The sequence below is a fragment of the Azospirillum sp. genome (assembly GCF_050789165.1).
Map to the genome: position 1 here is coordinate 1 of NZ_JBOZRT010000134.1, position 20,833 is coordinate 20,833.

Here is a 20,833-nt window from a genome sequence, read left to right on the forward strand (position 1 = left end):
AAGGGGCCATGCTCGTCCGGGTCTTCCCAGCGCTCAACCTCGCGGCCAGCGTCGTTGACGGCCCGCATGTCCTCCCGCCACTCGCGCAGGCGGTCGCGCAGGTCCACCAGCGACTCCTTAGCCTCCCGGCCGCACAGCTCCTCCTTGATCGCAGCGAAGGTGGCCTCGCTGTCGTACTCCTGCCGCAGGTTGGACTTGCCCAGCAGGTAGTCGTAATCGCACTCGGCCACCCACGACACGGCGTTCACCCACGAGTTCATGGCGTGGTAGTGCGTCAGGGTAATCTCGCCGATGTCCCCCGCGACACTGAGGGTTCCGGGGTGGCTCCAGGTCACCGTGTACCAGTAGGCGCCGCCCTTCTTCCCCTCGCTGGACACCAGCCAGGACTTCGTGTCCGCCGGCGCCAGCTCGTGCTTCCCGTACCGGCCGGCCAGCAACTCGTCCAGGTAGGCTTTCGTCTGCTTGTAGTTCATGCTGCCACCTGCGGGTATTCGTCGTGGGTCCGGTCGTCCAGCTCGCGGCCGGCGGCCTTCTTGCCCTTGCGATGCAAGGCAGTTCCGTTGCCGCCATGTTCTTCAGCGGCGCCCCAGGCGATGGATCCGTCGGGCCAAGCGATGTCGGGGGTGCCGGTGCCGTAGCATTCGGCAATGCCGACCTCGTAGAAGCCAGGAGCCCATTCGCCCCACTGCTTGAAGAGGAAGGCGGTGCCGGCCGCGGCGCACTGGTCCCGGATCGAGCGCACCCAATCCGGGTGCATCGGCCGCGCCTTGGGCCCGCTCTCCCCGCCGACGATCACCCAATCCAAGCCATTGATCAGCGGTGGATCAACCGGGAGCCCTCGGCACCCGCACTCGCGGCCGTCGCAGCACATGGCTGGGCCGTTCTGGAACAGGCCAGCCGGATACTCCAGATCCACCGGCCCCAACAGCGGCTCCATGCTCAAGAACCGCACCGCGGCCGGCGTCGCCAACAGGTGTGGAATGCGCTCGTCCGCCCGGCGCTGGTCCTCGACCGACACGCCCAGCCACACGTTCGGCAGCGGCCACGCCGAGCGGTCAGCCTCGTAGTCGAAGCGCGGCAGCAGGCCGAACGCGCGTTGCAGATCGGCGATGGAGTGGCCGGTGATGACCGACACCCCGTCCGGCCCCCGGCAGCTCTCCACCACGCGCTCCCAGGAGAACGCCAGCATGTAGGCGCGCATCCGCTCCGCGCGCTTGGTCAGAACCTGGAACGTGTGCTGCCGCGCCAGCGCCATGACGGCGAATACGCGGTCAATGTCCTGGTCGGTCAGGCCCTCGTGGAACAGGTCCGACATGCTGTTGACGAAGATGCGGCGCCCGCGTTTCCAGCGGAGCGGCTGATCCAGCGCCGCCTCGTGCAAGCGCACCTCGCCGGTCCACACCGGGCGGTCGTTGGCGATGCGGGTGAGCCCGGCGTACTTCAACGCGCCCATGCGCTCCAGGCGCGCGGCCTCGCCCATGGCGTAGCAGTTGGTGCAGCCGGGCGTGGTGAGGGAGCACCCCACCACGGGGTTCCAGGTCGCTTCGGTCCACTCGATTCCGGTCTTGTCACCCACGGGCCGACTCCTTCTCCTTGAACACGCCCACCGCTTTTCCCAGGCGCGTGGCAGCTTTCACGCGGTCCTCCGCGGCCTGCCCGAGGCGACGGCTGTCGTGGTAGTTCGGCAGGTCCTGAAGGTGATGGATGGGGCGGAGGAGCGCCGTGACGTCCTCCTCGATGGCGTACAGGCGCTTCAGCTCCGCGCGAGCGCTGGCGAACAGGTTGGGCGCGTCCGGGCCGCTGGTGGCCCGGAGGCCGGCCGCAGCCGCCTCCAGGTCCTTCATCAGGTCGTAGTTCTGCGCCATGGTCACGCCGCCTCCCAGCCGCACCGGGAGCACGTCAGCACCCGGTCGGTGCAATCGCCGCAGGGCGGCGCGATGTGGCAGGAGCAATTCTCCGGCGGCGGCAGCTCCAGGGTGCCGCCACAGCCGTCAGGGCAGGGCCCTCCCTCCTCCGGCTCGACCGGCGGACGAGGCACCACAGGTGCAAATTTGGCTTTCCCCGTGCCGTTCATCTCGACGCGCACCGTCCCCAGCTTCGCGCCCGGGCGATTGACGTCCATCCGGCGCAGAAGCCATTCGGGCAGCCAGCGGTTCGCCCAGACGTTGATGCGGACCACCCCCGCCATGTGCTTCAGCACAGCGTTGAAGTCGGCCTCCGTGAGGAGCGGAGCACCACATTTCGGGCAGGGAGCATTGAGCAGCTTGGGATAGTCCTCCAGCCGCGCAGTGTCGTCACGATAGCCACAGCCAACCGCATCGCATTTGATGCCGCTGATGCTGTGCCCCAGGACTTGGTATGTCTTGCTCTTGGCCATGGCGGTCACTCCGCGGCTTGAAGTTGACGGGACGGCGCGTAGAGGGTGTGCACGGCGTTCGCTTCAGCGAGGAGCCGCGCCATGCGCTTCGGGACGCTGTTGCCCACCAAGCGCATCGCTTCGGTCTTGGTCAGCGGCCGGCGCACGCCGTCGATTTCGATTTCCTCGGGCATGGTCAGCTCGTGCGCCGCGGCAGCCTCCGCCGGCGTGAGCATCCGCATACCGATGTCGACCACCAGCCACGGGCCGACGGTGACGAACTCACGCTCGTCCCAGACGCCGTGTTCGCGGAGGAAGTCCGCCACCAAGCGCGCCCGCGCCAGCTTCTCGGGCGAGAGCTGGGGAGCGAGTTCGGCGCCGGTGATGCCGAAGCGGTCGTTGGTCGTCAGGGTGTTGAGCGGCGCTCCGCACTCCTGGTGCTGCCCGCCGACGCTGTAGTACTCGGTGAGGAAGGCGGCCGTCACCGCATCGTGCCCGCCGCCGCGCCCGCCGCCGGTGCACATGGTCCCCGCCGGATCGGTGACCGGCTGCCCGTCGCGCGAGGTGCCGCGCAGCTCGGTCAGGTACGCCGCGGCCACCTGCTGCTGCGTGCCCACCGTCGTCATGGTGGACAGCGACTCCTCCATGGCGTGGCCGGTCACGCCCGTGTTGTGCTGCACCATCCAGGCGCCGACCAGCGCGTGGTGCTCGGTCTGCGTCTGCGCCGCCAGCGGCGCCTCTGCCGGCTGCCCGACGCTGCCGGTGCGGTGCTCCTCCAGGAACGCGCCGACCACACCGAACCGCGGCGCCCCGGCCATTACCGTGTCGATGGGAGCCCGCGGGGTCTGGCCGACGCTGTTCTCCTGGAACTTGGTCAGGTGGGCCGCAACGGTGGTGGCGATGTCCTTGTCGGTGTGCGTCGAAAGAGCTTCGCGCTGATCGTACCGCCAGTCTTGGCCGCTGGGACGAACCTCAACACCCATCACGGCAAACTCGCCGCCCTTAACCCCAGCCGTCAGAACGCCCAACGGCTTGGTCCCGTCGTTAACCCGCGTCCCGGTGTGGGTGGTTGGCACCACCGTCGGCCCGATCAGCGCCACCTCGCCCCGGTGCGCGCCGGTGAACGTCGGGAAGGGCTGGACCGGGTCAATCTCCGGCCGCTCGCCATGGTGCGTCAGGTAGATCAGGAACGGGCGCTCCGCCTCGATGACGAACCGCTTCATGCCCACCGCAATCCGCTGCCGGGTGGCCGGCGCCAGCTCCTTCGAGCGGTCGAAGATCGACGGCAGCGGGAGCCGCCAGTTGATGATCTCCGCCGCCATGCGGTACGGCAGCCGCTGGCCCGAGAGCACCAGGTCGGAGCCCCGAGGCGCGTGGGTCTTCGGCATCCACATGATGGGGTGTTCATCGTTGAACACGCCCACGCCGAACAGCCGCTTGCGGCCGGTCGGAACGCCGTGCTCGGCGCAGTTCAGATCACGGTCCTCATACCGGACGCCGAGACCCTGCATGTGCCGCACCCACCGGCGGTAGGTCTTGCCGAGCCGCTTCGGGTCCCGCACGAGGAATTGCTGTTGCACAGGCACCCGCTCGCCCTTTTCGGCGGCGACAGCAATCTCCTTGGTCTTGCCGGGCTTCTTGGGGTGGGGAACCTCGACGCGCTTCAACACGCGGCCGGTCTTCGGGCAGCGTTTGGCGATCAGGGGCCCCCAGCCCCGGATTTCCCGCACGTTCTCCAGGTAGACCACCTTCGGCCCGCGCCCGCGCTTGCGCAGCTTGCCCACCCAGCGGCAGCCCTGCCACGGCATCGACCGGACGCGCGGCGAGCGCGGGGCGCCCCCCTTCGCGACGCTGTGGTCACGACAATCCGGGGACATCCAGAGGATGTTGACCTCGCGCCCGTCGGTCGCGTCGAGCGGGCAGACCTCGTAGATGTCCGCGTGGAGGTGCTTGGTGTGCGGGTTGAGCGCACGGTGTGCAGCGATGGCCACCGCGTCATGGTTGACGGCGATGTGGACGGGAAACCCGGCCTCCTCCAGGCCCTGGCAGGCGCCGCCCATGCCCGCGAACAAGACCACGTTGATTGCCCCATCCAGGGGCCATTGCGGCACAGGGCGGGCGGGACGGCGCCGCTCGTTCCTCCGCCGGCCGCGGGTGCGATCCCGGCGAGGATGGACGACAGCCTCCACCGGGAGCATGGTCTGGTCGAACAGCAAGCCGTCCATGGTCACCGTCCCCGTGCGGCGAGGAGCTGGCGCGGGTCGGTGTCGAAGACATCGCCGGGCGAGTGGATGACGGCCGCGGCGTTCAACGAGTGCTCCTCGACCACGCCGGGGAAGTGGTTGACCAGCTCGCCGATCCCGCTGTCCGCCGCCTTGCGCGCAGCGGCGTAGGACTCCAGGAGACGCACCGCGCGGCCGGTGGCGGCGGCGGACTCCGCCTGGTGGGGGAAGCCGCACCACTGGCAGGTCTCGCGGTCGGTCATGCCGTGCTGGCAGCTCGGGCAGACCACACCGTCACGACGGTTGGTCAGATCGGAGGAGGGCATCAGCGTCTGGGCCATGGGCTCGTCTCATTGTCTAGGATATTTCCTATTCTGTGAGACAAGCCGGGCGCGTTGTCAACGCCAGAAGTCGCCACGCGCCGCCAACGGGCGAAAAAGTGAGCGACTAAGACGTGAAAGTCGCTCAGTTGCCTAACTAGCCTAGGTAGCCTAGCCCCTTGACACGCCCGCCGGACGTGCCAGAATGGCGCTTCAACCTCACCCCTACGAACGGTTCGGCCGCTTAGCGGGTGCCGTGGGCTCGACCCACGGAGCCAGGAACCCCGAGCGTCCGCGATTAGGGGCTGGCTGAAAAATCGCGGGCGGCCTTCACAGCCATCAGTGAACGAGCGGGCGGCCTTCGGGCCGCCCGTTGCGTTTCCAGCTCCCAAAAGGAAAGGGCCGCCCGGGTAGGACGGCCCTGATGCGGCAACACGGTGAGGCAGCCGCTAGGCCGGGCTGAACGTCACCATGTACTCCTTGCCCTCCTCGAAACGCTCGTAGGCGCCCGGGTTGGTGATCGTCAGACTGACCTGCCCGGAGGGCGTGGCCTTGGACCAGGAGGCGTTCGGGCCGTTCGGATCGCTGTCGTACACGGGGTGCAGGTGCACCGTGCGGTGGCTGTCGCCGGCCTGGATGTAGTGGCAGCGCATCTTGGCCGTGACGGGCGACGGCTGCGCGTCGACCACCGGCGAGAGGGCGGACTCGAACAGCGCCTTGGAGCACCAGGTCTGGAACTCGTCGTGGACCATGAAGTAGTCGCCGGCCGCCGGCTGGTGGTCGGGGTTGGAAAAGAAGCGCGCGGGAACCGCGACGGTGTGGTGCTCGCCGCTCGGCAGGGCGATGGTGACCTCGCCGCGGTCGGGCGCGGCCGACACGATGGGGGCGGCGAAAACCTGCTGGTGCGACATGAAGAGGGCGAGGGCGGCGCCGACGGCGGCGCAGAAGGCGGTACGGGGCATTGGTCCTCCAGATTGCCGTGGGATCGGCCGGTGACGGCCTTTGACGCCAGCCACGGTGCTGTCACGACCGCGTACACCTCGCCAGAAACGCGAAGGGCCGCCCCGAAGGACGGCCCTTGTCTGGGATGAGGCTATTTCCGCCTATGACATAGACCGAGAATTGGTCACCGGACGGGGCCGGATAGCCTCTTGGTTCGCCGCGTCGCCCAGCACGACACCCGGAATCCCCCGTCCGGCCATCGCCGCAGCCTCCACGAGGAGCAACGCCACCACCATCACGTCACGACGGCGCGGCGGCCAGCACCTGTTCCCTGTACCACTCGCCGTGCAGCGGGCAGCCGTCACCCAGGACGAACCGCGGCAGCCCGGCGAGCTGCGGCCGGCCCTTGCCCTGGTGGTTCTCGATGATCGGGCACCGGCAGCCCTGGTGCAGGGCCGCGGTGCTGCCGGGGGCGGGGATCGTCTCCACGATTACTCCCCCTCGTGTTCGATCACGAGCGCGGCGTAGTCCAGGCCGTCGGGCAACGGCGCGGCTACCGTCTCGCCCAACAGGTTCTCCGCCTCCTTCGGGAGGATGCGGTCCGGCGTGACCAGGAACATCCAGGGGTGCGCGTGGACGGCCTCCGCCACCAAGCGCGGCGGCATGCGGAACGCCGCGGCGGCGGCGCCGACCGTCGTGTCACCGTCCTGGCATGCCGACCAGAACTGGATGGCCCGGCCGGCGAGCCGCATGCCGGGGTTGCCGTCGCCCTCTCCGTCCTCGCCGACATTCCAGGTGTCGGGATCGTCGCCGAAGCGCTCGAACGCGTAGCTGGTGCCCATGGTTCAGCCCTCCACCGACGTGTTCACCACCTCCGGCCCGCCAGCGCGGGGCGCCCAGTTGCTGCGGACGGAGCACAGGGCGCAGACCTGCGGCACCGAGTTTTCCGATACCGGCTGATGCGCGCACGTCGAGCACCCCCATTCCGCGCGCGCATCCTCGATCTCCTCCCGAGTGCGCAGCACGCCCGTCTTGACCAGAACCTCAACCGCCGGTGCGCCGGCGACTCTCTCCTCCAGCTTGGCCAGCAGGTCGACCGGCTTCAGATCGGCGAGCGCCTGGAGGATCGACCGCGCCTCGCCAGCCAGCTTAGGGTCGCGGAGCACCTCGGACTCGCACACCCGCCAGCGGAAGCCACTCAGCAGGGCGGACAGCCGCTCGGCCGCAGCGCGCCAGTCCTGCCGGGATTGCATCATGACGCCGCGCTCCTCCAGAGCCTCCAGCACCTTCGCCGCCTGCGGGTCGCAACCGCAGACCGGCCAGTCGCATTCCTGCGGATCGTTGGCACCCGTCGAGCCGGAGCGGGCGTGGCAGGTGAAGCCGCTGCGGCCGGTCTCGGCCAGCACGCTCCCGGCGAACTCGACGGCGTGCCGCTTCCCAATCCATTGGAGGCAGCCGGGCGAGTCGTGCCAGTTGGTGGGGTTGGCGAAGTTGCCGAGGGCGTCCTTCAGACGCTGCACCTCGGGCCCGCCGCTGGGCAGCGCCACCACCCAGCGGCCCTCGTCCAAGGTCAGCGGAACGGTAGCGGCGGCTTGGCGCACCTCCTTCTCCGGGTGATCGAGCGCGGCGAAGACGATCCGCGCCAGGGCCTCCTCCAGCGGGATCTTCGGGGCGTTGGCCAAGTCCGACAGATCCTCGACCGTCGGCAGACTGGAGCCGATTGCGTTGGCGAGCCCGCGCACCTGGCCGGACAGGGTAAGCACCATATCCGCCGTCTTCCTGCGCAGCGCCGCGACCTCACCCTCCAACTCGGCGACACGCACCAGCAGCAGGTCGCGCTCCGCCTCCGCGTCGACGGCGCGCGGAACCCAGCGCTCCAGCAGCGCCATGCGCTCGGCGTGCGCCTCAACCGCAAACGGCCCAGCCAGATCGACCGCGGCCTTCAGCTCATCACGCTCTGCCTCCAACTCGGCGACTCTGGCGTGCAGCTTCCTGTATCCCTCGTAGCCGGCATGCGCGACGACGTCGGCGGCACGGCTGAACTGCCGAAGCCGCTCATACGAATCCCTCAGCTCGATCACCTCGCGCTCCGCGGTGCGGCGGCGCTCAACCTCCCGGTTGTTGGCCTCCAGCAGCTCCGTGGTGCGGGCGGCGTGGTGCGCGCTCGCCTCGTCCAGTTGGTCGGCCAAGCGCCGGCTGTTGACCTCAGCGGCGTCCAGTCGGTCCAGCAGCCACGCCACCAGCCGGCCCTTGTCGGGAGCAATCAGATCGCGCTTCTCGGGCGCTTCAGCCCGCCACATTTCCAGGCCACGCAGATCGGCTTTGCGGTACAGGTCGAAGGACTGTTCCAGACCGACAGCCTGCATGAAGACGGGCGGGATGGCGCGCAGGATCACGTCCACCCAGCCGGCCACCTTGTGGCGGTCAGTCCCCAGGTAAGACATGCCGGCGTTGTATGCCTCGGCGAGCGCGGCCAAGTCGGGCAGCGCGGCTGGATCGAGCCCAGCGGGAAGGGCCAGGGTGAGCGGGTAGGCGGAAGTAATGGCGTTCATGCGGCGGCTCCTTGCGCGGCAGAGGTTGATGGGATGGCGTAGTAGCCGGCAGCGCCGCGCTCGCGCGTCCGGCGGGAGGCGCTTAGGACTGGCGAGCGGACAGAAGTCCTTCCATAAGTTTCATAGCCGGTATTACGTAAAATCGAATCCATTGCTAAGCCTTTGATATTCCTAATGATCGGACCAATAACGGCAGGCGAAGTCGGTCCTATCGGCCGTCGGCACAACATCTGGTGGGTCGGACTGCCTGAAATCCGCCGCGAGACTGCGGACAGGAATCCAGGCGAGGAATGAAAGCCGCTCATGCGGAGCACAGCGCACAGGCCGGAATGCCGGCGAGGCTGGTGCTCCAGCGGCGGTACTGGAGGAGGAGCACGCACCCGGCTTCGGTCAGCTCCAGGCCGTCGACGCCCAGCTCGACCAACTCCAGCAGCACGAGCCGCAGCACCAGGCGCATGTCCGCCCAGCCGTCGGAGCCGGCCGCGATGCGCTCCATGAGCGCCGCCTGTGCGGCGGTCAGAGGTTTCGGGGGCGTCATGCAGCGCGATCCTTCAGCAGCGTCATGCAGCCCTTCGGCTCGACGTGGTGCACGCACAGGAAGTCCTCGCCGGGGTCGTAGATGCGGCAGGTCTCGGGACGGTTGGCGTAGTCGGTGCAGCGCCCGTCAGCCCCCAGAAGCGGGCACCACCAGCGCCAGAAGCCGTTGTCCCGACGATAGAGCGGGACGAAGGGCATCCACTGCCGCGCCACCATGGCCAGCAGTTCCAATCCGATCTGACGGTGCGTCCTGGCCCCCAGCTCGAAGCCGAAACAGCACGCGCCCGGGCGAATGCAGGTGTCACACAGACTCGCCATCAGGCAGCCCTCCCGAACAGGTCAGAACCCAGCCAAGCGCGCGCCTTGTCGGCCATCAGCGGGTCCAGCTCGGCGCCAACGTAGTTGCGGCCGGCCATCTGGCACGCCTTGCCGCCGGCGCCCGATCCAGCGAAGAAGTCGCCGACCAAGCCGCCCGGCGGGCAGCTCGTGCGGACCAGGATCTCCAGCAGCGCGTCGGGCTTCTGCGTGCGGTGGATCGCGCGGCCGTGCATCGACCGCATGTAGATCACCGACCGCATGAGCTTCGGCCCGCCGTCCTCGGAGACGTAGACGGACTCGGCGTCACCGCCGTTGTGCGGCGGGCGCTTCTTGCGACGGACGGTGCGCGGCGTCTCGTCGGCTGTGGTCTGGACCTCGTTGTAGACCGCCTCCCACTCGACGTCGGCGCGGTAGAACTGCACGGCGTGCTCGTGCACGCGCCGGAAGCGGTCGTTGTGCATGTTGGAGCCGTTGTGCTTCTCCCACACGACGTCCTGCGCCATGTGCAGCCCGGCCGCCTCGAACACCGGCCCCATCTTCAGGAAGAACCGCATGGAGCCGAACACCCACAGGCTGCCCGTCGGCTTCAGGTTCTCCCGGGCGGCCACCTCCCAGCCGGCCACCAGCTTGTCCCAGTCCAGCGACGTGTCGCCGTAGGGCGGATCGGCGAGGATCATGTCGAACGGGCCCTCCGCTGGCATGACGCGCCGGCAGTCGCCGGTGATGATGCGCACCGTCATGCCCGCTTCCTCCGCGCCGGCGCCGCGGGGTAGCGGGCGGCCTCCTCGGTGCCGGCCGGGGTGGGCTGGAGGCGGCGGCAGTCGCCGGGCGCAAACTCCAGCATCCGCTTGCCGACCAGCAGCAGGTACGTGCCGGTGGCGTGCGGAAGCATCTCCCCGGCGGCCAAGCCGCGCAGGTCGAAGCTCCCCTTCTGCATGACGACGGAGCCGGCTTCGACCACCGCCTTCAGGCACTTCCGTTCGGCGTCGGTCAGGTCGGTCGGGGTGATGGTGGCGGTGCTCATGAACGTGCTCTCCGCATCTTCCGGGCAGCCGCGACCAGCGCGACGTGCACGGCGGCCCAGGTGGGCTCCTCGTTGATCCTCCGGTGACCGAGCGCGAACAGGACCTCGATGGGGCGGAGCTGGCGCGCCTGCATGTCCATGAGCTGTTCCAGCGCCTCCTCCTCCAGCTCCTTCAGCACCTCCAGCGGCTCGACGCAGGGGCGCACCGTCTCGTCGGCGATGAAGCGGCGGAGGTTCGGGAACTGCGGCAGCGGCTTGATGCGGGCCGGGAGCATCGGGACGATTCTTCCCGGAACCGTCCCAATCCCATTTTGGGAAGTCCCGTTTTGGGATGTCCCATTTGGGACGCGGAAACGGGACGCCAGCAGGGGCGGGCTCATGACGCCATCGCTTTCTGGTCGGCCATCTGCCGCCAATGGTCGGTGTTGGGGCGACGGCGCAGCAGCGCGACCAGCGGGTTCACCCACGCGTCGGCGCCGAACTTGCCGTGGCTGTCGGGCAAGCCTTCCTCTGCCAGCGCCTTCGAGGCTTTCAGCCATGCCTCCACGGAGCCGTGGCTGTCGGCCATCCACTGGCGCACCGTGGCCTTCTCCGCCGCGGTGGCGGGCGGATCGAGCGCGAACGCCGGGGCGGTGCTGGTGGACTGCGGGGCGACGGGGCGGAGCTGCCGTATCGCCCTGGTGACGCTGATCGCGTCGGTGCTCTCGACCGGGAGGGAGCGGAGCGTCGTCGCCAGCTCGCGGTACTGGGACAGGGTGACGCCTTCCCTCAATCCCCCCTCAATGTCGTCCTGGACGGTCTTCAGGGAGAGAGGGGTGGTGCTGACCCGCTGCAACGCCCTGGCAACGGTCTCGACCGTGTCACCTTCATCCCCCTCAGACGGGCCGGCTTCGCGCTCCAGTCCTTCTTTCGGTCTATCGGTATTAGATTCCTTCCTTTCCCTTCCCTTCCCTTCCCTTCCATTCCCCACAAGAGGCGTCACCTTCGCGTCGTTGTCGCGATCCCCACGCGTGCCGCACGCGTCGTCCACGGCTGGAGGAGGCGGGAGCGTAGTCTTGCTTTCCCGGTTGTTGATGATCTGGTGCTTCAGAAAGCTCGGGATGTGGGCGAACGTTTCTCCCCTAACCTCATACAGAACAATGACTTTCCGCCGGATCAGCTCGTCACAGAGTTCGTCAATGTCGCAATTATCGGCCGGCAGGTAGCGCATCTTCAGGGTCAAGGGGCGCCAGCGGAGCCGCCCTTCCCGATCTGCCTCACACCAAGTCGCGATGAACAGAATCCGGGCCAAAGGCGATAGCAGGACGATGTCCTCGGACGTGAAGAAGTCCGGCTTGATGGTGCGGATGCGCGCCATGATCAGCACCCCTCCTGGTGCGCGTCGGGAGCTGGGAAGAGAGGCGTGGCGCCCGCGTCAGGCACGCGGCGCGCACCCGTTGTTGACGCGTCACGCACGCGTGGAGCACGCGTCACCGGGGCGGGATCACCCACCAAATCGCGCTCCATGCGGTCGATCTGGGACCGGAGGTAGCCGAGCTGCTGGCGCACAGCGCCGGCATCGGCCCCGGGCTTCAGCCGGGAGATGCGCTTCTTGGCCTCCTCCATGCTGCCCCAGTCCGGCCATGCGTCGGCGCTGATGCCGAGAACGCCAGCGAGCGCAGCCCACGTCTCCTTCACCTGCTTCCCGTGGTAGGCCAGGGTCTGGATGGCTTTCGTGAGCCCCCAGCTCCCGTCCGCCTTGTCGGGGCGCCCGGTGAGGGACAGCAGCTCCGTGGCGGCCTTGCGCACGGTGTCGGCGTCCCGGAACAGGTCGGCGACGTCATTCCCGATCTCGCGGGAGACGGTGTCGCGGGTCCGCCAGCGGGAGATGTCGCGCGGCTCGACGGCACGCCGCCGGTCCATCCTCTCCAGGCCGTCCAGCATCAGCTTCTGCCACGCGGGCAGCGGCAGGTTGTCCAGCACCTTCAGCGTGGGGGCCTTGATCATGCGCCAGCCGCCGGGCCCACGCGCCATCAGGCCGCAGCCGGGCGGGATGTCGCCCTTGCCCACCAGCCCGGCCGGCACGGCGAAGACGACCGCGCAGGCGAAGGCCAGATAGCTCTGCCACTTCCCGGAGGTGACGTCCGAGCGGAAGTCGGCAACGCTGACCTTCACCTCGTAGGCGAGCGGCGTGAACCGGCTGTAGACGCGCGGGATGGTGTAGACGTCCGGCCGCGGCGATCCGGAGGGCCCGAGCTGCATGTTCGTCCACACCAGCCGCTCCGGGCCGTCGAGATGCGCGGCCAGATCATCGGCGAGGGCATCGTGCTTCCACTCGATGGGGGCCAGCAGGTCGTTCATGCTGCGGCTCCTACGAACAGGTCGGTCTGCCCCTTGTTGGCGCAGCCCTTCGCCGAGGGGTCGTACTCAGCGAAGGGGATGCCCAGCTTGGACGCGCGGATGGCCCAGCGTTGGAAGTCGCCGAGAGTGAAGTGACCGATGGGGGCGTTGTGCCCACCAAGCGGCATGGTGCGGTTCTCGTCGCCGTAGACCATCGGGTACGGCCGCATCCCGAGAGTCGCCATCTTGTTGAAGCGGCGGAACACGGTCTCCCACGTCTCCGCCGGCGAGTAGCCGACCAGCATGTAGACGAACAGCACGTTCAAGTTCACGCCGGCCTTGACCAGGTGCTCGACGCCGCGGAAGAACGCCGACTCGTGCCCTGGATCGTCCCAGGCGGTGTAGATGCGCCGCCGCGTGAACCCGTCGTCATAGAGGGGCATGCAGGCCAGGGCCTCGGCCTCGTGGAAGTGCAACTTGCGCAGGTTCACGCCCTGGTTGATGCACACCTTGAAGCCGCCGCAGACCACCTCCACCACGCGGTCTTCCCAGTCCCTCGCGGGCTGCCCGAAGAAGTCGTTATCGAGCAGGATCACCCGCTTCTGGTGGTCGCCGCCGCGCCAGATGTCCGAGATGGTGCTGGTCGACCGGGCGGCACCTTCCTTCCACGGCACAACGCAGAAGCCGCACTTCAGCCGGCAACCGCGCTGTGTGAATCCGATGCTCGCCTTGAACTTCGGGTAGATGCTGTAGTCGTGGTGATCGTAGCTCTCCACGCCCAAGCCGAGAGCCTGTTCGACGGTCAAAGCGTTGCCTGTTCCGGTTCCACCAACGATGGCGTCGGGGAAGTTTTCAGGCTTCAGGAAGGTGACGATCGCCGATGACGCGTCGCCGAAGATCGCGCTGCCGTACACCCGGTCGTAGTGACCATCCAGCATGTCCCGGACGGGAGACGTGCGGAACACGACCTCGTGCCCTTGCGCGCGGTGCCAATGGGCTATCCGCATCAAGGCGAGGTTTGGCACCTTCAGCTTCTTGTCGAGCTGGGTGATGCGGACGCGCATCGTCATGCCGCCGCTCCCGTAGGCGCCGCGCAGCGCGCCACGAAACGGGCGACGTCGGTCTCCCTGTACTTTACGAAGTGCCCGATTTTGACGTGCCGGAGGCGGCGGCCGGGCCCGCGGTAGTCGGGGCGGCGCCAGTTGACCAGCGTCCAATAGCTCACGCCGAGACGCGCGGCCGTTTCCTTCCCTGAGAGGAGTTTCATCGCGGGTCTACTCGCAAAAAGAGACAAAATCGGAGGGCGAAGAAAAGCGCCGGTGGTGTCCGGCGCTGACGCGGGCTCGGCTACTTGCCGGCCTTGGGCTTGAGCATCGACCGCAGCACGAGGTAGGTCGGCTTGCCGTCCACCTGCCCCAGCGACAGGACCGCGCCGCGCCGGTAGAGCCACCAGAGGCGCGCGCGCTGCAACAAGGTGCTCGGGGTCAGGATGTAACCGGCCTGGCTGACTTCCTCGGCCCCCACGAGATGCGCGGCGGTGATGTGGACCATGGCTAGGGTTGCTCCTCGATGAGGACGACGGTCTTCTGGTCAGCGCGGTGCTTGACCAGGACGGAGACGGGTTCGAGCTGGAGGCACCGGGGGTTGTCGTCGGCGATGATGCCGAGCCCGTTCGGGTGCCGGTCGGAATGGGGGAGGAGGCAGTCGAGCAGGTGCTTGAACCCGCCGATCATGCCGTCGACGTCGGGCTCGCGCAGGCTGTGGCGTTCGACGCGCACCTTGGCGCGCGCGAATGGAACCGCCGGCCGCTTGCCGGAGGTGAGGATCTTGACTTCCCAGGAGAGGGCTTGCTGGTGCTTCCGGCGCTTCGACCAGTGCATCCGCAGGAGCTGGTTCAACAGCTTCGTCGGCGCGCTGAGTGTGAAGGAGAGCGATCCAGCACCTTCCATGGTCAGGCGGCCTCCGCCGTCGCACGGGTGTCGGTGCCGTGCTTCTCCTCGTAGGAGGTCATCCAGTTGTAGACCTTCTCGCAGGTGTCGGTGCGCGGACGGCGCGGCTTCTCCGTGTTGCGGAGCTGGCGGACCAGGGCGGGATCGTTGACCGATTCCTCCCCGAACCGCGTCGGGGAGACTTCGGGGTGTCGGGCTAGGAAAGCCTCGACGTCGGCGAGGAAATTTCTCATTCCTCGGCTATATCCTATTCATGCCTAGCAAATCAACTGGGTTTACCCCTAGCGGTCGGGGCGGCTAGGAAATATCCTTGTATGAGTATCAAGCCACGCTATGGGCATAGCTATGGAACAGGGCCGCGAACTGGACCGCGTCCGCGAACTGATCGTGAAGAAGTCCCGCGAAAAGGGTGTCACCCTTGCGGAACTCAGCCGCCTTGCCGAAAGGAACGAGGCGTACGTTCACCAGTTCATTTACCGCGGGAGCCCCAAGCATCTGCCGGAGGATGTGCGCAAGGTCATCTCCATTTCGCTGGAGATCCCCGAAGACGACCTTCTACTGTTCCCCGTGATCCCGAAAGCACTGCGTGGGCGGCAGCCGTCCGTCCGCCACGCTGACGTGGACGCTCCGGCGCAGCAGTCCGCCAGCTCGGCCGTTGCGGTGCTGGCGGCGCCGGGCCTGCCGGTGTTCAACGACGGCGATACGTTGGACATGGACAGCCCGCGGGAACACACGCCATGCCCGCCCTACCTGGTCAACATCCCGGGCGCCTTCGCCGTGTGGGTGGCGGCCGCCACCGGCCGGCTTCGCCCCGGAGACCTTGCCTACGTGCGGCCGAACCAGCCGCCGCGGCTCGGTGACACTGCGGTGGTGGTGCAGGATAGTCGACTCGCCATGATCGGCGAGCTGGACCGCATGGACGGCGGCACCGTCTCCCTGAAGCAGGATGACGACCAGGCGCGCGAGTTCAAGCGCGAGGACGTGCGCCTCATGAAGGTGGTCGGCACCTACATCGGCTGAGCGCGCGAGCGCCTCCGTCCGGGCCCCGGCACTGGCTGCCGGGGTTCTTTTTGCCCTCGCTCTAGGATATTTCCAATTTCACACTTGCGGGTGTCTTAGATATTTCCTATCCTCGCCGCTCATAGCCGCATCTAGCCGCTAGGAGCGATCATGGAACCCGGCATCTATCCCAACATCCCCGAGGACGAGTACCACGCCAGCAACGGCGTCTCCGTGTCCAAGCTGAAAATCTTCGCCAAGGCGCCGGCCAAGGCCCGCTACGGCGAGAAGAAGGAGGCCAAGGCCCTCTCCTTCGGCAGCCTGATCCATTGCGCCGTCCTCCAGTCCCACCTCCTGGAGACGCTGTACCACCCGTGCGACCTGGAGCGGCTGAACCCGCGCGACGGGGCGTATAAGGAAGAGGCGGCCAAGGCGATGGGTCGCGAGCTGGTCAAGCGGCCCGAATTCGAAAACGCGTTGCGCATTCGCGACGCTGTGCACAAGCACCCCGTCGCCGCGGAGCTGCTGAAGCCCCAGCTCCTGGTCGAGCAGTCCTTCTACTGGATCGACGAGGAGACCGGCCTTCTGTGCCGGGGGCGCGCCGACGGCATCCGCCCGGAGATGCGTATTCTGGTGGACCTGAAGTCCACCGAAGACGCCAGTGAAGTCGAGTTCGGCTGGTCATGCCGCAACTACAAATACCACTGGCAGGATGCCTTTTACCGGGACGGCGTTGAGGCGGCCTGCGGCTGGACGCCGGAGGCGTTCATCTTCCTCGCCGTCGAAAAGGAAGCGCCGTTCCTGGTCGGGGCCTACGAGCTGTCCCCCGCCGATCTGGAAGAGGGGCGCCAAGAGGTGCGTGCGCAGCTCACCCGCTACGCCGACTGCCAGCGCAACAACGACTGGCCGGGTTACTCGCCCACCCTCGAAACCCTCACTCTCCCCCGTCGGGCTGTGTACGCCTGAAGAAAGGAATCGGCCCCATGGCCCAGGTTCAGACCGTTGCAGACCTCCGCGGCGGCGCCCAGCAGCGTCCCGCCCAGCCGCCGGCGCGCCGGCCGGCGAACTCCGTGCAGCCCGTCGCCCCCGAGGCCGCCATGCCGACGATCACCGTCGGCTTCGGCGACCTCGCCTCCTGGGAGTTCACCCAGCGCGTTGCGCGCGGGCTCGCCTCTTCCACCCTGGTTCCCGCCCAGTACCAGCTCCGTATCCGGGACAAGAAGACGGACGAGTGGTACGACAACCCGAGCGCCATCCCGAACTGCATCATCGCCATCAACATGGCCAACCGCATCGGCGCGGACGTGCTCATGGTGATGCAGAACCTCTACATCGTGGAGGGTCGGCCGAGCTGGTCTTCGCAGTTCGTCATCTCCGCCATCAACTCGTGCAAGCGGTTCACCAGCCTCCAGTTCAAGGTGACCACCGACGGCACCAAGGACGTCGAGTACTCCATCACCGAATGGACGTGGGACGACGCGAAGAAGAAGAACGTCAAAAAGTCGGTACCGGTCAAGACCACCGTGCCGAACATGGTCTGTGTCGCCTGGGCGACGGAGAAGGCCACCGGCGAGCGCCTGGAATCCCCGCCCGTCTCCATGGAAATGGCCGTCAAGGAGGGCTGGTACGGCAAGAACGGCTCGAAGTGGCAGACCATGCCCGAGCTGATGATCCGCTACCGCGCCGCCACCTTCTTCGGCCGCCTCTACGCGCCGGAGCTGCTGATGGGGCTGAAGACGGTCGAGGAGAACCAGGACATCATCGAGGCCGAGCTGAACGACGAGGGCGTGTGGGCGCCGGTCGAGGAGGCCCCATCCGCCGATGGTGACCGCGCCCGCGGTCTGGTCGATGGTGACGAGCGCGACGACCAGGTGGAGGAGGATGCCGGGCCGGCCGATGCCGGCGCTGCGCCGCCGACCAGCAGCCAGCAGGCGCCCGCGGACACGGCCGCGCCGCGCCAGGACAGCGCGCCGGCTGCGGCCGACCAGACGGTGGAGGCGCCCAAGAACGCCCCCCGCCGTGCGGCTGCACCGGAGACGGCAGCCGCCCCGGAGAAGGCGCCGCCGGCCGGCCAGCTCAACCTCGCCCAGGCGGACGACGGGTTCGGCGACGCCGAGTAGAAGCCTGCACCTCCTACCTAGGCTAGGTAGATTACCTAGCCTAGGTAGACCATCCACACGCATCAGACGCCCAGGAATCCCGTCATGGCCAAGCGAAACAAGCCAGGGGACGAGCTGCCGAAGTACATGACCCGCCGTCAGGCGGCGAAGTTCCTGACCCTGTCGGAACGCACCCTGCGCCAGCTCGCCGAGGACGGCGACGGCCCCCCGTTCGTGAAGCTCGGACGGCGCGTCATCTACGACCGCGACGACGTCGTCAAGTTCATGGACGCCCGCAAGACCCGCCGCACCAAGGGAGACGACCAATGAAGTTCTCCGGCATCCAGTTACGCAACTTCCTCGCCCACCGTCACCTGGACCTCGCCTTATCGCCCCTGTCGCTGGTGGTGGGGCCCAACGGCGCCGGAAAGTCCAGCGTCGGCGACGCCGTCGCCTTCGGCCTGATGGCCGAGCTGCGCCGCGTGGCCACGAAGGGCGAGCGCAAGGCGCTGATCACCGACGGCGCCGATAAGGGCAGCATCACGCTCCAGATCGGCGACGCGGCGGTCACGCGCGACGTCGGCACCGGCAAGATGACCACCACCAGCGCCGTCCCGGTACCCGACAGCGCCGCCAAGGAGGCTATCCCCTGCCTCCTCGACGCCACCAAGTTCGCCGGGATGACGGCCGACGAGCGGCGCGAGCTGCTGTTCAAGGTGATGCGCGTCGCCGCCACGCCAGAGGCGCTGCTGGCGCTGCTGGTCGAGCGCAAGCACCCGGAGCACGTCCTGAAGCCCCTCCGTGCCGCCATGGCGGCCGGCACTGCGGCGTGGATCACGCTGGCGGAGCGCCAAGCGACCGAAGCGCGCGGCGCCTGGAAGGCGATCACCGGCGAAGCATACGGCGACAAGAAGGCCGAGACCTGGACGGCCAAGGCGCCGGACATGGTCGACGCGGACGAGCTGAGCCGCGCCAGCGAGCGGCTCGCCGAGCTGCCGAACGACATCGCCAACCTCCAGCGCCTGTTGGGCGCCATCGAGGGCAAGCAGAGGGCTGCACAGGAACAGTCGGAGCGTGCCGCCACGCTGCGCCGGAAGGTCGCCACCCTTCCCAACCTTCGGGAGGAGCTGGAGCGCGCGGCCGTGCGCATGACGCAGGCGCACGAGGCCGTGGAGGCTGCCGAGCGGCAGAAGGCCGACGTCGACCACCGGACGGCCGAGAACTACCTGTCCTGCCCGCACTGCCGCGGCTCCGTGGTGCTGGGCAAGGGGGGATCAACGCTGTTGCCCTACGCGCTGCCGGAGAGGGTGGCCACCAAGACCGAGCAGGACACCGCCACGGACGACTTGGCAGAAGCGCGGATCTCCTTCCGCCGGGCCGAGGAGGCGCATCGTGCGGCCGTGCAGGTGGTGACCGATGCCGAGGCGGCTGAACAGGCGTTGGCCACCATCGAGGAGGTTCCCGACGGCGAGGTCTCGTCGCAGCGCGCGGCCCTGGATCACGAGCTGAGCGAGGCGCAGGCCGAGCAGACCGAGCTTCAACAGCGGGTGGCGAAGCTGCGCGGCGACCAGCAGGCCATCGACCGGGCCGCCGAGGTGACCAAGAAGGCGGCGGAGCACCATCAGGCGGTGAAGGAGTGGACGGCTCTCGCCGCGGCGCTGGCGCCCGACGGCATCCCCGGCGAACTGCTGGCCAAGGCCCTCGATCCGATCAACGCCACCCTCCGCGACCAAGCCGCGGCGACGCGGTGGCCGCAGGTGGTCATCGCGGCCGACATGACGATCACCGCCGGCGGCCGGCCCTACGGTCTCCTGTCCGAGTCCGAGCGCTGGCGGGCGGACGTGGCGCTGGCCGTGGCGCTGGCCATCCACTCGGAGCTGCGCTTCGTCATCCTGGACCGCTTCGACGTTCTGGACGTGCCGAGCCGCCGGCCGGCGCTGGTGTGGCTGCACCAGGTCACGCAGTCCGGCGCGCTCGACACGGCGCTGGTGCTGGGCACCCTGAAGGAGCCGCCCAAGGTGCCGTCGGTGGTGTCCGTCCACTGGCTGGGCGAGGCGACCGCCGAGCCGGCCAAGGCCGCAGCGTGACGGAGGAGACCATGCTGATGCGCTTCTTCAAAGCTGTGGTGGCCCTGGTTTTCGCCACACCGATGATCCCGCTGGGGATGATCTGGGGAGCCATGTGCATTGGCTTCCATGCTGGCGTCGAGATGATGGACGGCTACGCCAACGAGGCATGGGACCGCCACTCCACCCACATCAAGCGCCAGCGGGGGTAACGCTATGGTCCGGGACAACGCGGCGTTGATGCGCTTCTACGTCGACCACACCGACCGCTTCGGCGAGCGGCAGGTCGACGTGGTGCTGGCGCCGTGCCTGGAACTGGCGGAACGCTCCGCCGGCCGGCTGCCAGGCATGGTGCGTTCGCGCGACATGTCCGTTGATCCGATCTGGGACGTCGTCCACCTGCCGGACGGGGAGACAGTGTTCCGCTGGGACTGGGAAAGGCGAATGGCGGGACACGACACGCCCGCCATCTTCGCCATGGCCGCCGAGTGACCTACGTGAGGGGGGCCTTCGCCGCCTCCAGGTCGTGCAAGGCGCTCTCGACCATCTGCCAGTTGGGGTCCAGCTCCTCGCTCGTATGGTCCTGTTCACGGGCGTAGTGGAGCGCGATCCGCAGCTTGATCTCCGCGCTGGCGCGCTCGGAACCGCGCGGCGCACGCATGCCGCGCATAGCCCGTTCAACGCCGTACATCCCCATGCGCACCTCGTCCGCCTTTCGGCCGTCCCCTGACGCCATGAGTCGGGAGATTTCAACGAGCCGCTGGTTCCAGTCGGTCCAGAGAGTTTCGACGGTGTGCACGACGTTTAGCCCTTCCTTCGTGGGTGACCCCGGGTTGCAACGCAGCTATACCGATGGAGGTAACCGCTTGGAAAATTCCTATACCACAAATTTACGAATGGTCTCCTAAAACCGTATACGCGCATATACGCGATGGGGAAGCATGACATACCAGGGTATGGGCAGAACGAGCCAAGAAGCACCGCTAGGCAAAATGCCAGTTACATGGGCTGCCGAGGTGGAATCGTTTCGAGTACGGCATGGCTTGAAGCAAGAACCATTTGCTTTGATCGTCGGCGTTCGCCAAGGGACGGTGTCGAGATGGGTGACGGGCGAGGTTGTTCCTAAGCCG

General features: G+C 67.8%; 29 protein-coding genes and 1 pseudogene. 8 read left to right on the forward strand and 22 right to left on the reverse strand.

The features are described 5' to 3' along the window. The 21 genes from ACRWK7_RS28310 to ACRWK7_RS28410 form a co-directional block, all read right to left on the reverse strand. Positions 1-473, reverse strand: a 473-nt coding sequence (locus ACRWK7_RS28310; protein ID WP_431860046.1) for a hypothetical protein, incomplete at its 3' end; no start/stop codon positions are given. Beyond that, positions 470-1,576 carry a DUF5131 family protein gene (locus tag ACRWK7_RS28315; RefSeq protein ID WP_431860047.1) on the reverse strand — a complete coding sequence of 369 codons (1,107 nt, stop codon included), beginning with the start codon at positions 1,574-1,576 and terminating at the stop codon, positions 470-472. The genes ACRWK7_RS28310 and ACRWK7_RS28315, both read right to left, overlap by 4 nt. Beyond that, positions 1,569-1,871, reverse strand: coding sequence for a hypothetical protein (locus ACRWK7_RS28320; RefSeq protein ID WP_431860048.1), 303 nt, complete (start codon positions 1,869-1,871; stop codon positions 1,569-1,571). The genes ACRWK7_RS28315 and ACRWK7_RS28320 overlap by 8 nt, the downstream gene beginning before the upstream one ends. Beyond that, a complete protein-coding gene (locus tag ACRWK7_RS28325) occupies positions 1,868-2,377 on the reverse strand; it encodes a hypothetical protein (RefSeq protein ID WP_431860049.1) in 510 nt (169 codons plus the stop codon). Before ACRWK7_RS28325 ends, ACRWK7_RS28320 begins: the two co-directional genes overlap by 4 nt. A 5-nt stretch (positions 2,378-2,382) precedes the next feature. Further along, positions 2,383-4,434 (reverse strand): DNA cytosine methyltransferase, encoded by a 2,052-nt coding sequence (locus tag ACRWK7_RS28330; protein ID WP_431860051.1) that lies wholly within the window; start codon positions 4,432-4,434, stop codon positions 2,383-2,385. Between the two features lie 149 nt (positions 4,435-4,583). Next, positions 4,584-4,919 carry a hypothetical protein gene (locus ACRWK7_RS28335; protein WP_431860053.1) on the reverse strand — a complete coding sequence of 112 codons (336 nt, stop codon included), beginning with the start codon at positions 4,917-4,919 and terminating at the stop codon, positions 4,584-4,586. Positions 4,920-5,347: 428 nt separating this feature from the next. Next, the gene (locus ACRWK7_RS28340) at positions 5,348-5,860 is read right to left on the reverse strand and encodes a hypothetical protein (protein ID WP_431860055.1); all 513 of its coding nucleotides are present in this window, start codon (positions 5,858-5,860) and stop codon (positions 5,348-5,350) included. A 280-nt stretch (positions 5,861-6,140) separates the two neighbouring features. Continuing rightward, positions 6,141-6,329 carry a hypothetical protein gene (locus ACRWK7_RS28345; RefSeq protein WP_431860056.1) on the reverse strand — a complete coding sequence of 63 codons (189 nt, stop codon included), beginning with the start codon at positions 6,327-6,329 and terminating at the stop codon, positions 6,141-6,143. Positions 6,330-6,331: 2 nt separating this feature from the next. Next, positions 6,332-6,682 carry a hypothetical protein gene (locus ACRWK7_RS28350; RefSeq protein WP_431860058.1) on the reverse strand — a complete coding sequence of 117 codons (351 nt, stop codon included), beginning with the start codon at positions 6,680-6,682 and terminating at the stop codon, positions 6,332-6,334. A gap of 3 nt (positions 6,683-6,685) precedes the next feature. Further along, positions 6,686-8,392 (reverse strand): hypothetical protein, encoded by a 1,707-nt coding sequence (locus tag ACRWK7_RS28355; RefSeq protein WP_431860059.1) that lies wholly within the window; start codon positions 8,390-8,392, stop codon positions 6,686-6,688. Positions 8,393-8,693: 301 nt separating this feature from the next. After that, positions 8,694-8,930, reverse strand: coding sequence for a hypothetical protein (locus ACRWK7_RS28360; RefSeq protein WP_431860061.1), 237 nt, complete (start codon positions 8,928-8,930; stop codon positions 8,694-8,696). Then, on the reverse strand, positions 8,927-9,247 hold the full coding sequence (locus ACRWK7_RS28365; protein ID WP_431860063.1) for a YkgJ family cysteine cluster protein: 321 nt from the start codon (positions 9,245-9,247) through the stop codon (positions 8,927-8,929). The genes ACRWK7_RS28360 and ACRWK7_RS28365 overlap by 4 nt, the downstream gene beginning before the upstream one ends. Continuing rightward, the gene (locus tag ACRWK7_RS28370; protein WP_431860065.1) at positions 9,247-9,987 is read right to left on the reverse strand and encodes a DNA-methyltransferase; all 741 of its coding nucleotides are present in this window, start codon (positions 9,985-9,987) and stop codon (positions 9,247-9,249) included. Before ACRWK7_RS28370 ends, ACRWK7_RS28365 begins: the two co-directional genes overlap by 1 nt. Beyond that, complete coding sequence (locus ACRWK7_RS28375; protein ID WP_431860067.1) at positions 9,984-10,271, reverse strand: hypothetical protein; 288 nt, start codon at positions 10,269-10,271, stop codon at positions 9,984-9,986. Before ACRWK7_RS28375 ends, ACRWK7_RS28370 begins: the two co-directional genes overlap by 4 nt. Further along, positions 10,268-10,546, reverse strand: coding sequence for a hypothetical protein (locus ACRWK7_RS28380; protein WP_431860069.1), 279 nt, complete (start codon positions 10,544-10,546; stop codon positions 10,268-10,270). Before ACRWK7_RS28380 ends, ACRWK7_RS28375 begins: the two co-directional genes overlap by 4 nt. 101 nt (positions 10,547-10,647) lie before the next feature. After that, entirely contained in the window at positions 10,648-11,628 is a 981-nt protein-coding gene (locus ACRWK7_RS28385; protein WP_431860070.1) for a hypothetical protein, read from the reverse strand. Between the two features lie 2 nt (positions 11,629-11,630). Next, positions 11,631-12,611: a hypothetical protein gene (locus ACRWK7_RS28390; protein WP_431860072.1), complete on the reverse strand. Its 981-nt coding sequence runs from the start codon at positions 12,609-12,611 to the stop codon at positions 11,631-11,633. Continuing rightward, positions 12,608-13,660 carry a hypothetical protein gene (locus tag ACRWK7_RS28395; RefSeq protein ID WP_431860074.1) on the reverse strand — a complete coding sequence of 351 codons (1,053 nt, stop codon included), beginning with the start codon at positions 13,658-13,660 and terminating at the stop codon, positions 12,608-12,610. The genes ACRWK7_RS28390 and ACRWK7_RS28395 overlap by 4 nt, the downstream gene beginning before the upstream one ends. Before the next feature lie 277 nt (positions 13,661-13,937). After that, entirely contained in the window at positions 13,938-14,141 is a 204-nt protein-coding gene (locus ACRWK7_RS28400; protein ID WP_431860076.1) for a hypothetical protein, read from the reverse strand. Between the two features lie 2 nt (positions 14,142-14,143). Next, the gene (locus ACRWK7_RS28405) at positions 14,144-14,539 is read right to left on the reverse strand and encodes a hypothetical protein (RefSeq protein ID WP_431860078.1); all 396 of its coding nucleotides are present in this window, start codon (positions 14,537-14,539) and stop codon (positions 14,144-14,146) included. 2 nt (positions 14,540-14,541) lie between these two features. Further along, a complete protein-coding gene (locus tag ACRWK7_RS28410) occupies positions 14,542-14,772 on the reverse strand; it encodes a hypothetical protein (protein WP_431860080.1) in 231 nt (76 codons plus the stop codon). A 112-nt stretch (positions 14,773-14,884) separates the two neighbouring features. On the opposite strand from ACRWK7_RS28410, the gene ACRWK7_RS28415 reads away from it, so the two are divergent. The 7 genes from ACRWK7_RS28415 to ACRWK7_RS28445 all read left to right on the forward strand — a co-directional run bounded on the left by ACRWK7_RS28415 (position 14,885) and on the right by ACRWK7_RS28445 (position 20,195). Next, positions 14,885-15,559 (forward strand): hypothetical protein, encoded by a 675-nt coding sequence (locus tag ACRWK7_RS28415; protein WP_431860082.1) that lies wholly within the window; start codon positions 14,885-14,887, stop codon positions 15,557-15,559. A 150-nt stretch (positions 15,560-15,709) separates the two neighbouring features. Then, positions 15,710-16,504, forward strand: a complete 795-nt coding sequence (locus tag ACRWK7_RS28420; protein WP_431860084.1) for a PD-(D/E)XK nuclease-like domain-containing protein — start codon at positions 15,710-15,712, stop codon at positions 16,502-16,504. Between the two features lie 17 nt (positions 16,505-16,521). Then, complete coding sequence (locus tag ACRWK7_RS28425; protein WP_431860086.1) at positions 16,522-17,658, forward strand: hypothetical protein; 1,137 nt, start codon at positions 16,522-16,524, stop codon at positions 17,656-17,658. A gap of 84 nt (positions 17,659-17,742) precedes the next feature. Beyond that, positions 17,743-17,967 (forward strand): helix-turn-helix transcriptional regulator, encoded by a 225-nt coding sequence (locus tag ACRWK7_RS28430; RefSeq protein ID WP_431860088.1) that lies wholly within the window; start codon positions 17,743-17,745, stop codon positions 17,965-17,967. Beyond that, on the forward strand, positions 17,964-19,724 hold the full coding sequence (locus ACRWK7_RS28435; protein ID WP_431860090.1) for an AAA family ATPase: 1,761 nt from the start codon (positions 17,964-17,966) through the stop codon (positions 19,722-19,724). Before ACRWK7_RS28430 ends, ACRWK7_RS28435 begins: the two co-directional genes overlap by 4 nt. An 11-nt stretch (positions 19,725-19,735) precedes the next feature. Next, a complete protein-coding gene (locus ACRWK7_RS28440) occupies positions 19,736-19,915 on the forward strand; it encodes a hypothetical protein (protein WP_431860092.1) in 180 nt (59 codons plus the stop codon). 4 nt (positions 19,916-19,919) lie between these two features. After that, positions 19,920-20,195: a hypothetical protein gene (locus ACRWK7_RS28445; protein ID WP_431860094.1), complete on the forward strand. Its 276-nt coding sequence runs from the start codon at positions 19,920-19,922 to the stop codon at positions 20,193-20,195. A gap of 1 nt (position 20,196) precedes the next feature. Here the strand turns inward: ACRWK7_RS28445 and ACRWK7_RS28450 are convergent, their stop codons facing one another. Continuing rightward, positions 20,197-20,502, reverse strand: coding sequence for a hypothetical protein (locus ACRWK7_RS28450; RefSeq protein ID WP_431860096.1), 306 nt, complete (start codon positions 20,500-20,502; stop codon positions 20,197-20,199). Positions 20,503-20,695: 193 nt separating this feature from the next. On the opposite strand from ACRWK7_RS28450, the pseudogene ACRWK7_RS28455 reads away from it, so the two are divergent. Next, positions 20,696-20,824: pseudogene (locus tag ACRWK7_RS28455) on the forward strand (helix-turn-helix domain-containing protein); the annotation flags it as partial. Between the last annotated feature and the right edge of the window lie 9 nt (positions 20,825-20,833).

Coding starts and splice junctions, on each gene's coding strand:
- ACRWK7_RS28325 (WP_431860049.1), bottom strand. CDS start 2,377: ATGGCCAAGAGCAAGACATACCAAGTCCTGGGGCACAGCATCAGCGGC.
- ACRWK7_RS28335 (WP_431860053.1), bottom strand. CDS start 4,919: ATGGCCCAGACGCTGATGCCCTCCTCCGATCTGACCAACCGTCGTGAC.
- ACRWK7_RS28340 (WP_431860055.1), bottom strand. CDS start 5,860: ATGCCCCGTACCGCCTTCTGCGCCGCCGTCGGCGCCGCCCTCGCCCTC.
- ACRWK7_RS28350 (WP_431860058.1), bottom strand. CDS start 6,682: ATGGGCACCAGCTACGCGTTCGAGCGCTTCGGCGACGATCCCGACACC.
- ACRWK7_RS28355 (WP_431860059.1), bottom strand. CDS start 8,392: ATGAACGCCATTACTTCCGCCTACCCGCTCACCCTGGCCCTTCCCGCT.
- ACRWK7_RS28360 (WP_431860061.1), bottom strand. CDS start 8,930: ATGACGCCCCCGAAACCTCTGACCGCCGCACAGGCGGCGCTCATGGAG.
- ACRWK7_RS28365 (WP_431860063.1), bottom strand. CDS start 9,247: ATGGCGAGTCTGTGTGACACCTGCATTCGCCCGGGCGCGTGCTGTTTC.
- ACRWK7_RS28370 (WP_431860065.1), bottom strand. CDS start 9,987: ATGACGGTGCGCATCATCACCGGCGACTGCCGGCGCGTCATGCCAGCG.
- ACRWK7_RS28375 (WP_431860067.1), bottom strand. CDS start 10,271: ATGAGCACCGCCACCATCACCCCGACCGACCTGACCGACGCCGAACGG.
- ACRWK7_RS28380 (WP_431860069.1), bottom strand. CDS start 10,546: ATGCTCCCGGCCCGCATCAAGCCGCTGCCGCAGTTCCCGAACCTCCGC.
- ACRWK7_RS28385 (WP_431860070.1), bottom strand. CDS start 11,628: ATGGCGCGCATCCGCACCATCAAGCCGGACTTCTTCACGTCCGAGGAC.
- ACRWK7_RS28390 (WP_431860072.1), bottom strand. CDS start 12,611: ATGAACGACCTGCTGGCCCCCATCGAGTGGAAGCACGATGCCCTCGCC.
- ACRWK7_RS28395 (WP_431860074.1), bottom strand. CDS start 13,660: ATGACGATGCGCGTCCGCATCACCCAGCTCGACAAGAAGCTGAAGGTG.
- ACRWK7_RS28400 (WP_431860076.1), bottom strand. CDS start 14,141: ATGGTCCACATCACCGCCGCGCATCTCGTGGGGGCCGAGGAAGTCAGC.
- ACRWK7_RS28405 (WP_431860078.1), bottom strand. CDS start 14,539: ATGGAAGGTGCTGGATCGCTCTCCTTCACACTCAGCGCGCCGACGAAG.
- ACRWK7_RS28410 (WP_431860080.1), bottom strand. CDS start 14,772: ATGAGAAATTTCCTCGCCGACGTCGAGGCTTTCCTAGCCCGACACCCC.
- ACRWK7_RS28415 (WP_431860082.1), top strand. CDS start 14,885: ATGGAACAGGGCCGCGAACTGGACCGCGTCCGCGAACTGATCGTGAAG.
- ACRWK7_RS28420 (WP_431860084.1), top strand. CDS start 15,710: ATGGAACCCGGCATCTATCCCAACATCCCCGAGGACGAGTACCACGCC.
- ACRWK7_RS28425 (WP_431860086.1), top strand. CDS start 16,522: ATGGCCCAGGTTCAGACCGTTGCAGACCTCCGCGGCGGCGCCCAGCAG.
- ACRWK7_RS28430 (WP_431860088.1), top strand. CDS start 17,743: ATGGCCAAGCGAAACAAGCCAGGGGACGAGCTGCCGAAGTACATGACC.
- ACRWK7_RS28435 (WP_431860090.1), top strand. CDS start 17,964: ATGAAGTTCTCCGGCATCCAGTTACGCAACTTCCTCGCCCACCGTCAC.
- ACRWK7_RS28440 (WP_431860092.1), top strand. CDS start 19,736: ATGCTGATGCGCTTCTTCAAAGCTGTGGTGGCCCTGGTTTTCGCCACA.
- ACRWK7_RS28445 (WP_431860094.1), top strand. CDS start 19,920: ATGGTCCGGGACAACGCGGCGTTGATGCGCTTCTACGTCGACCACACC.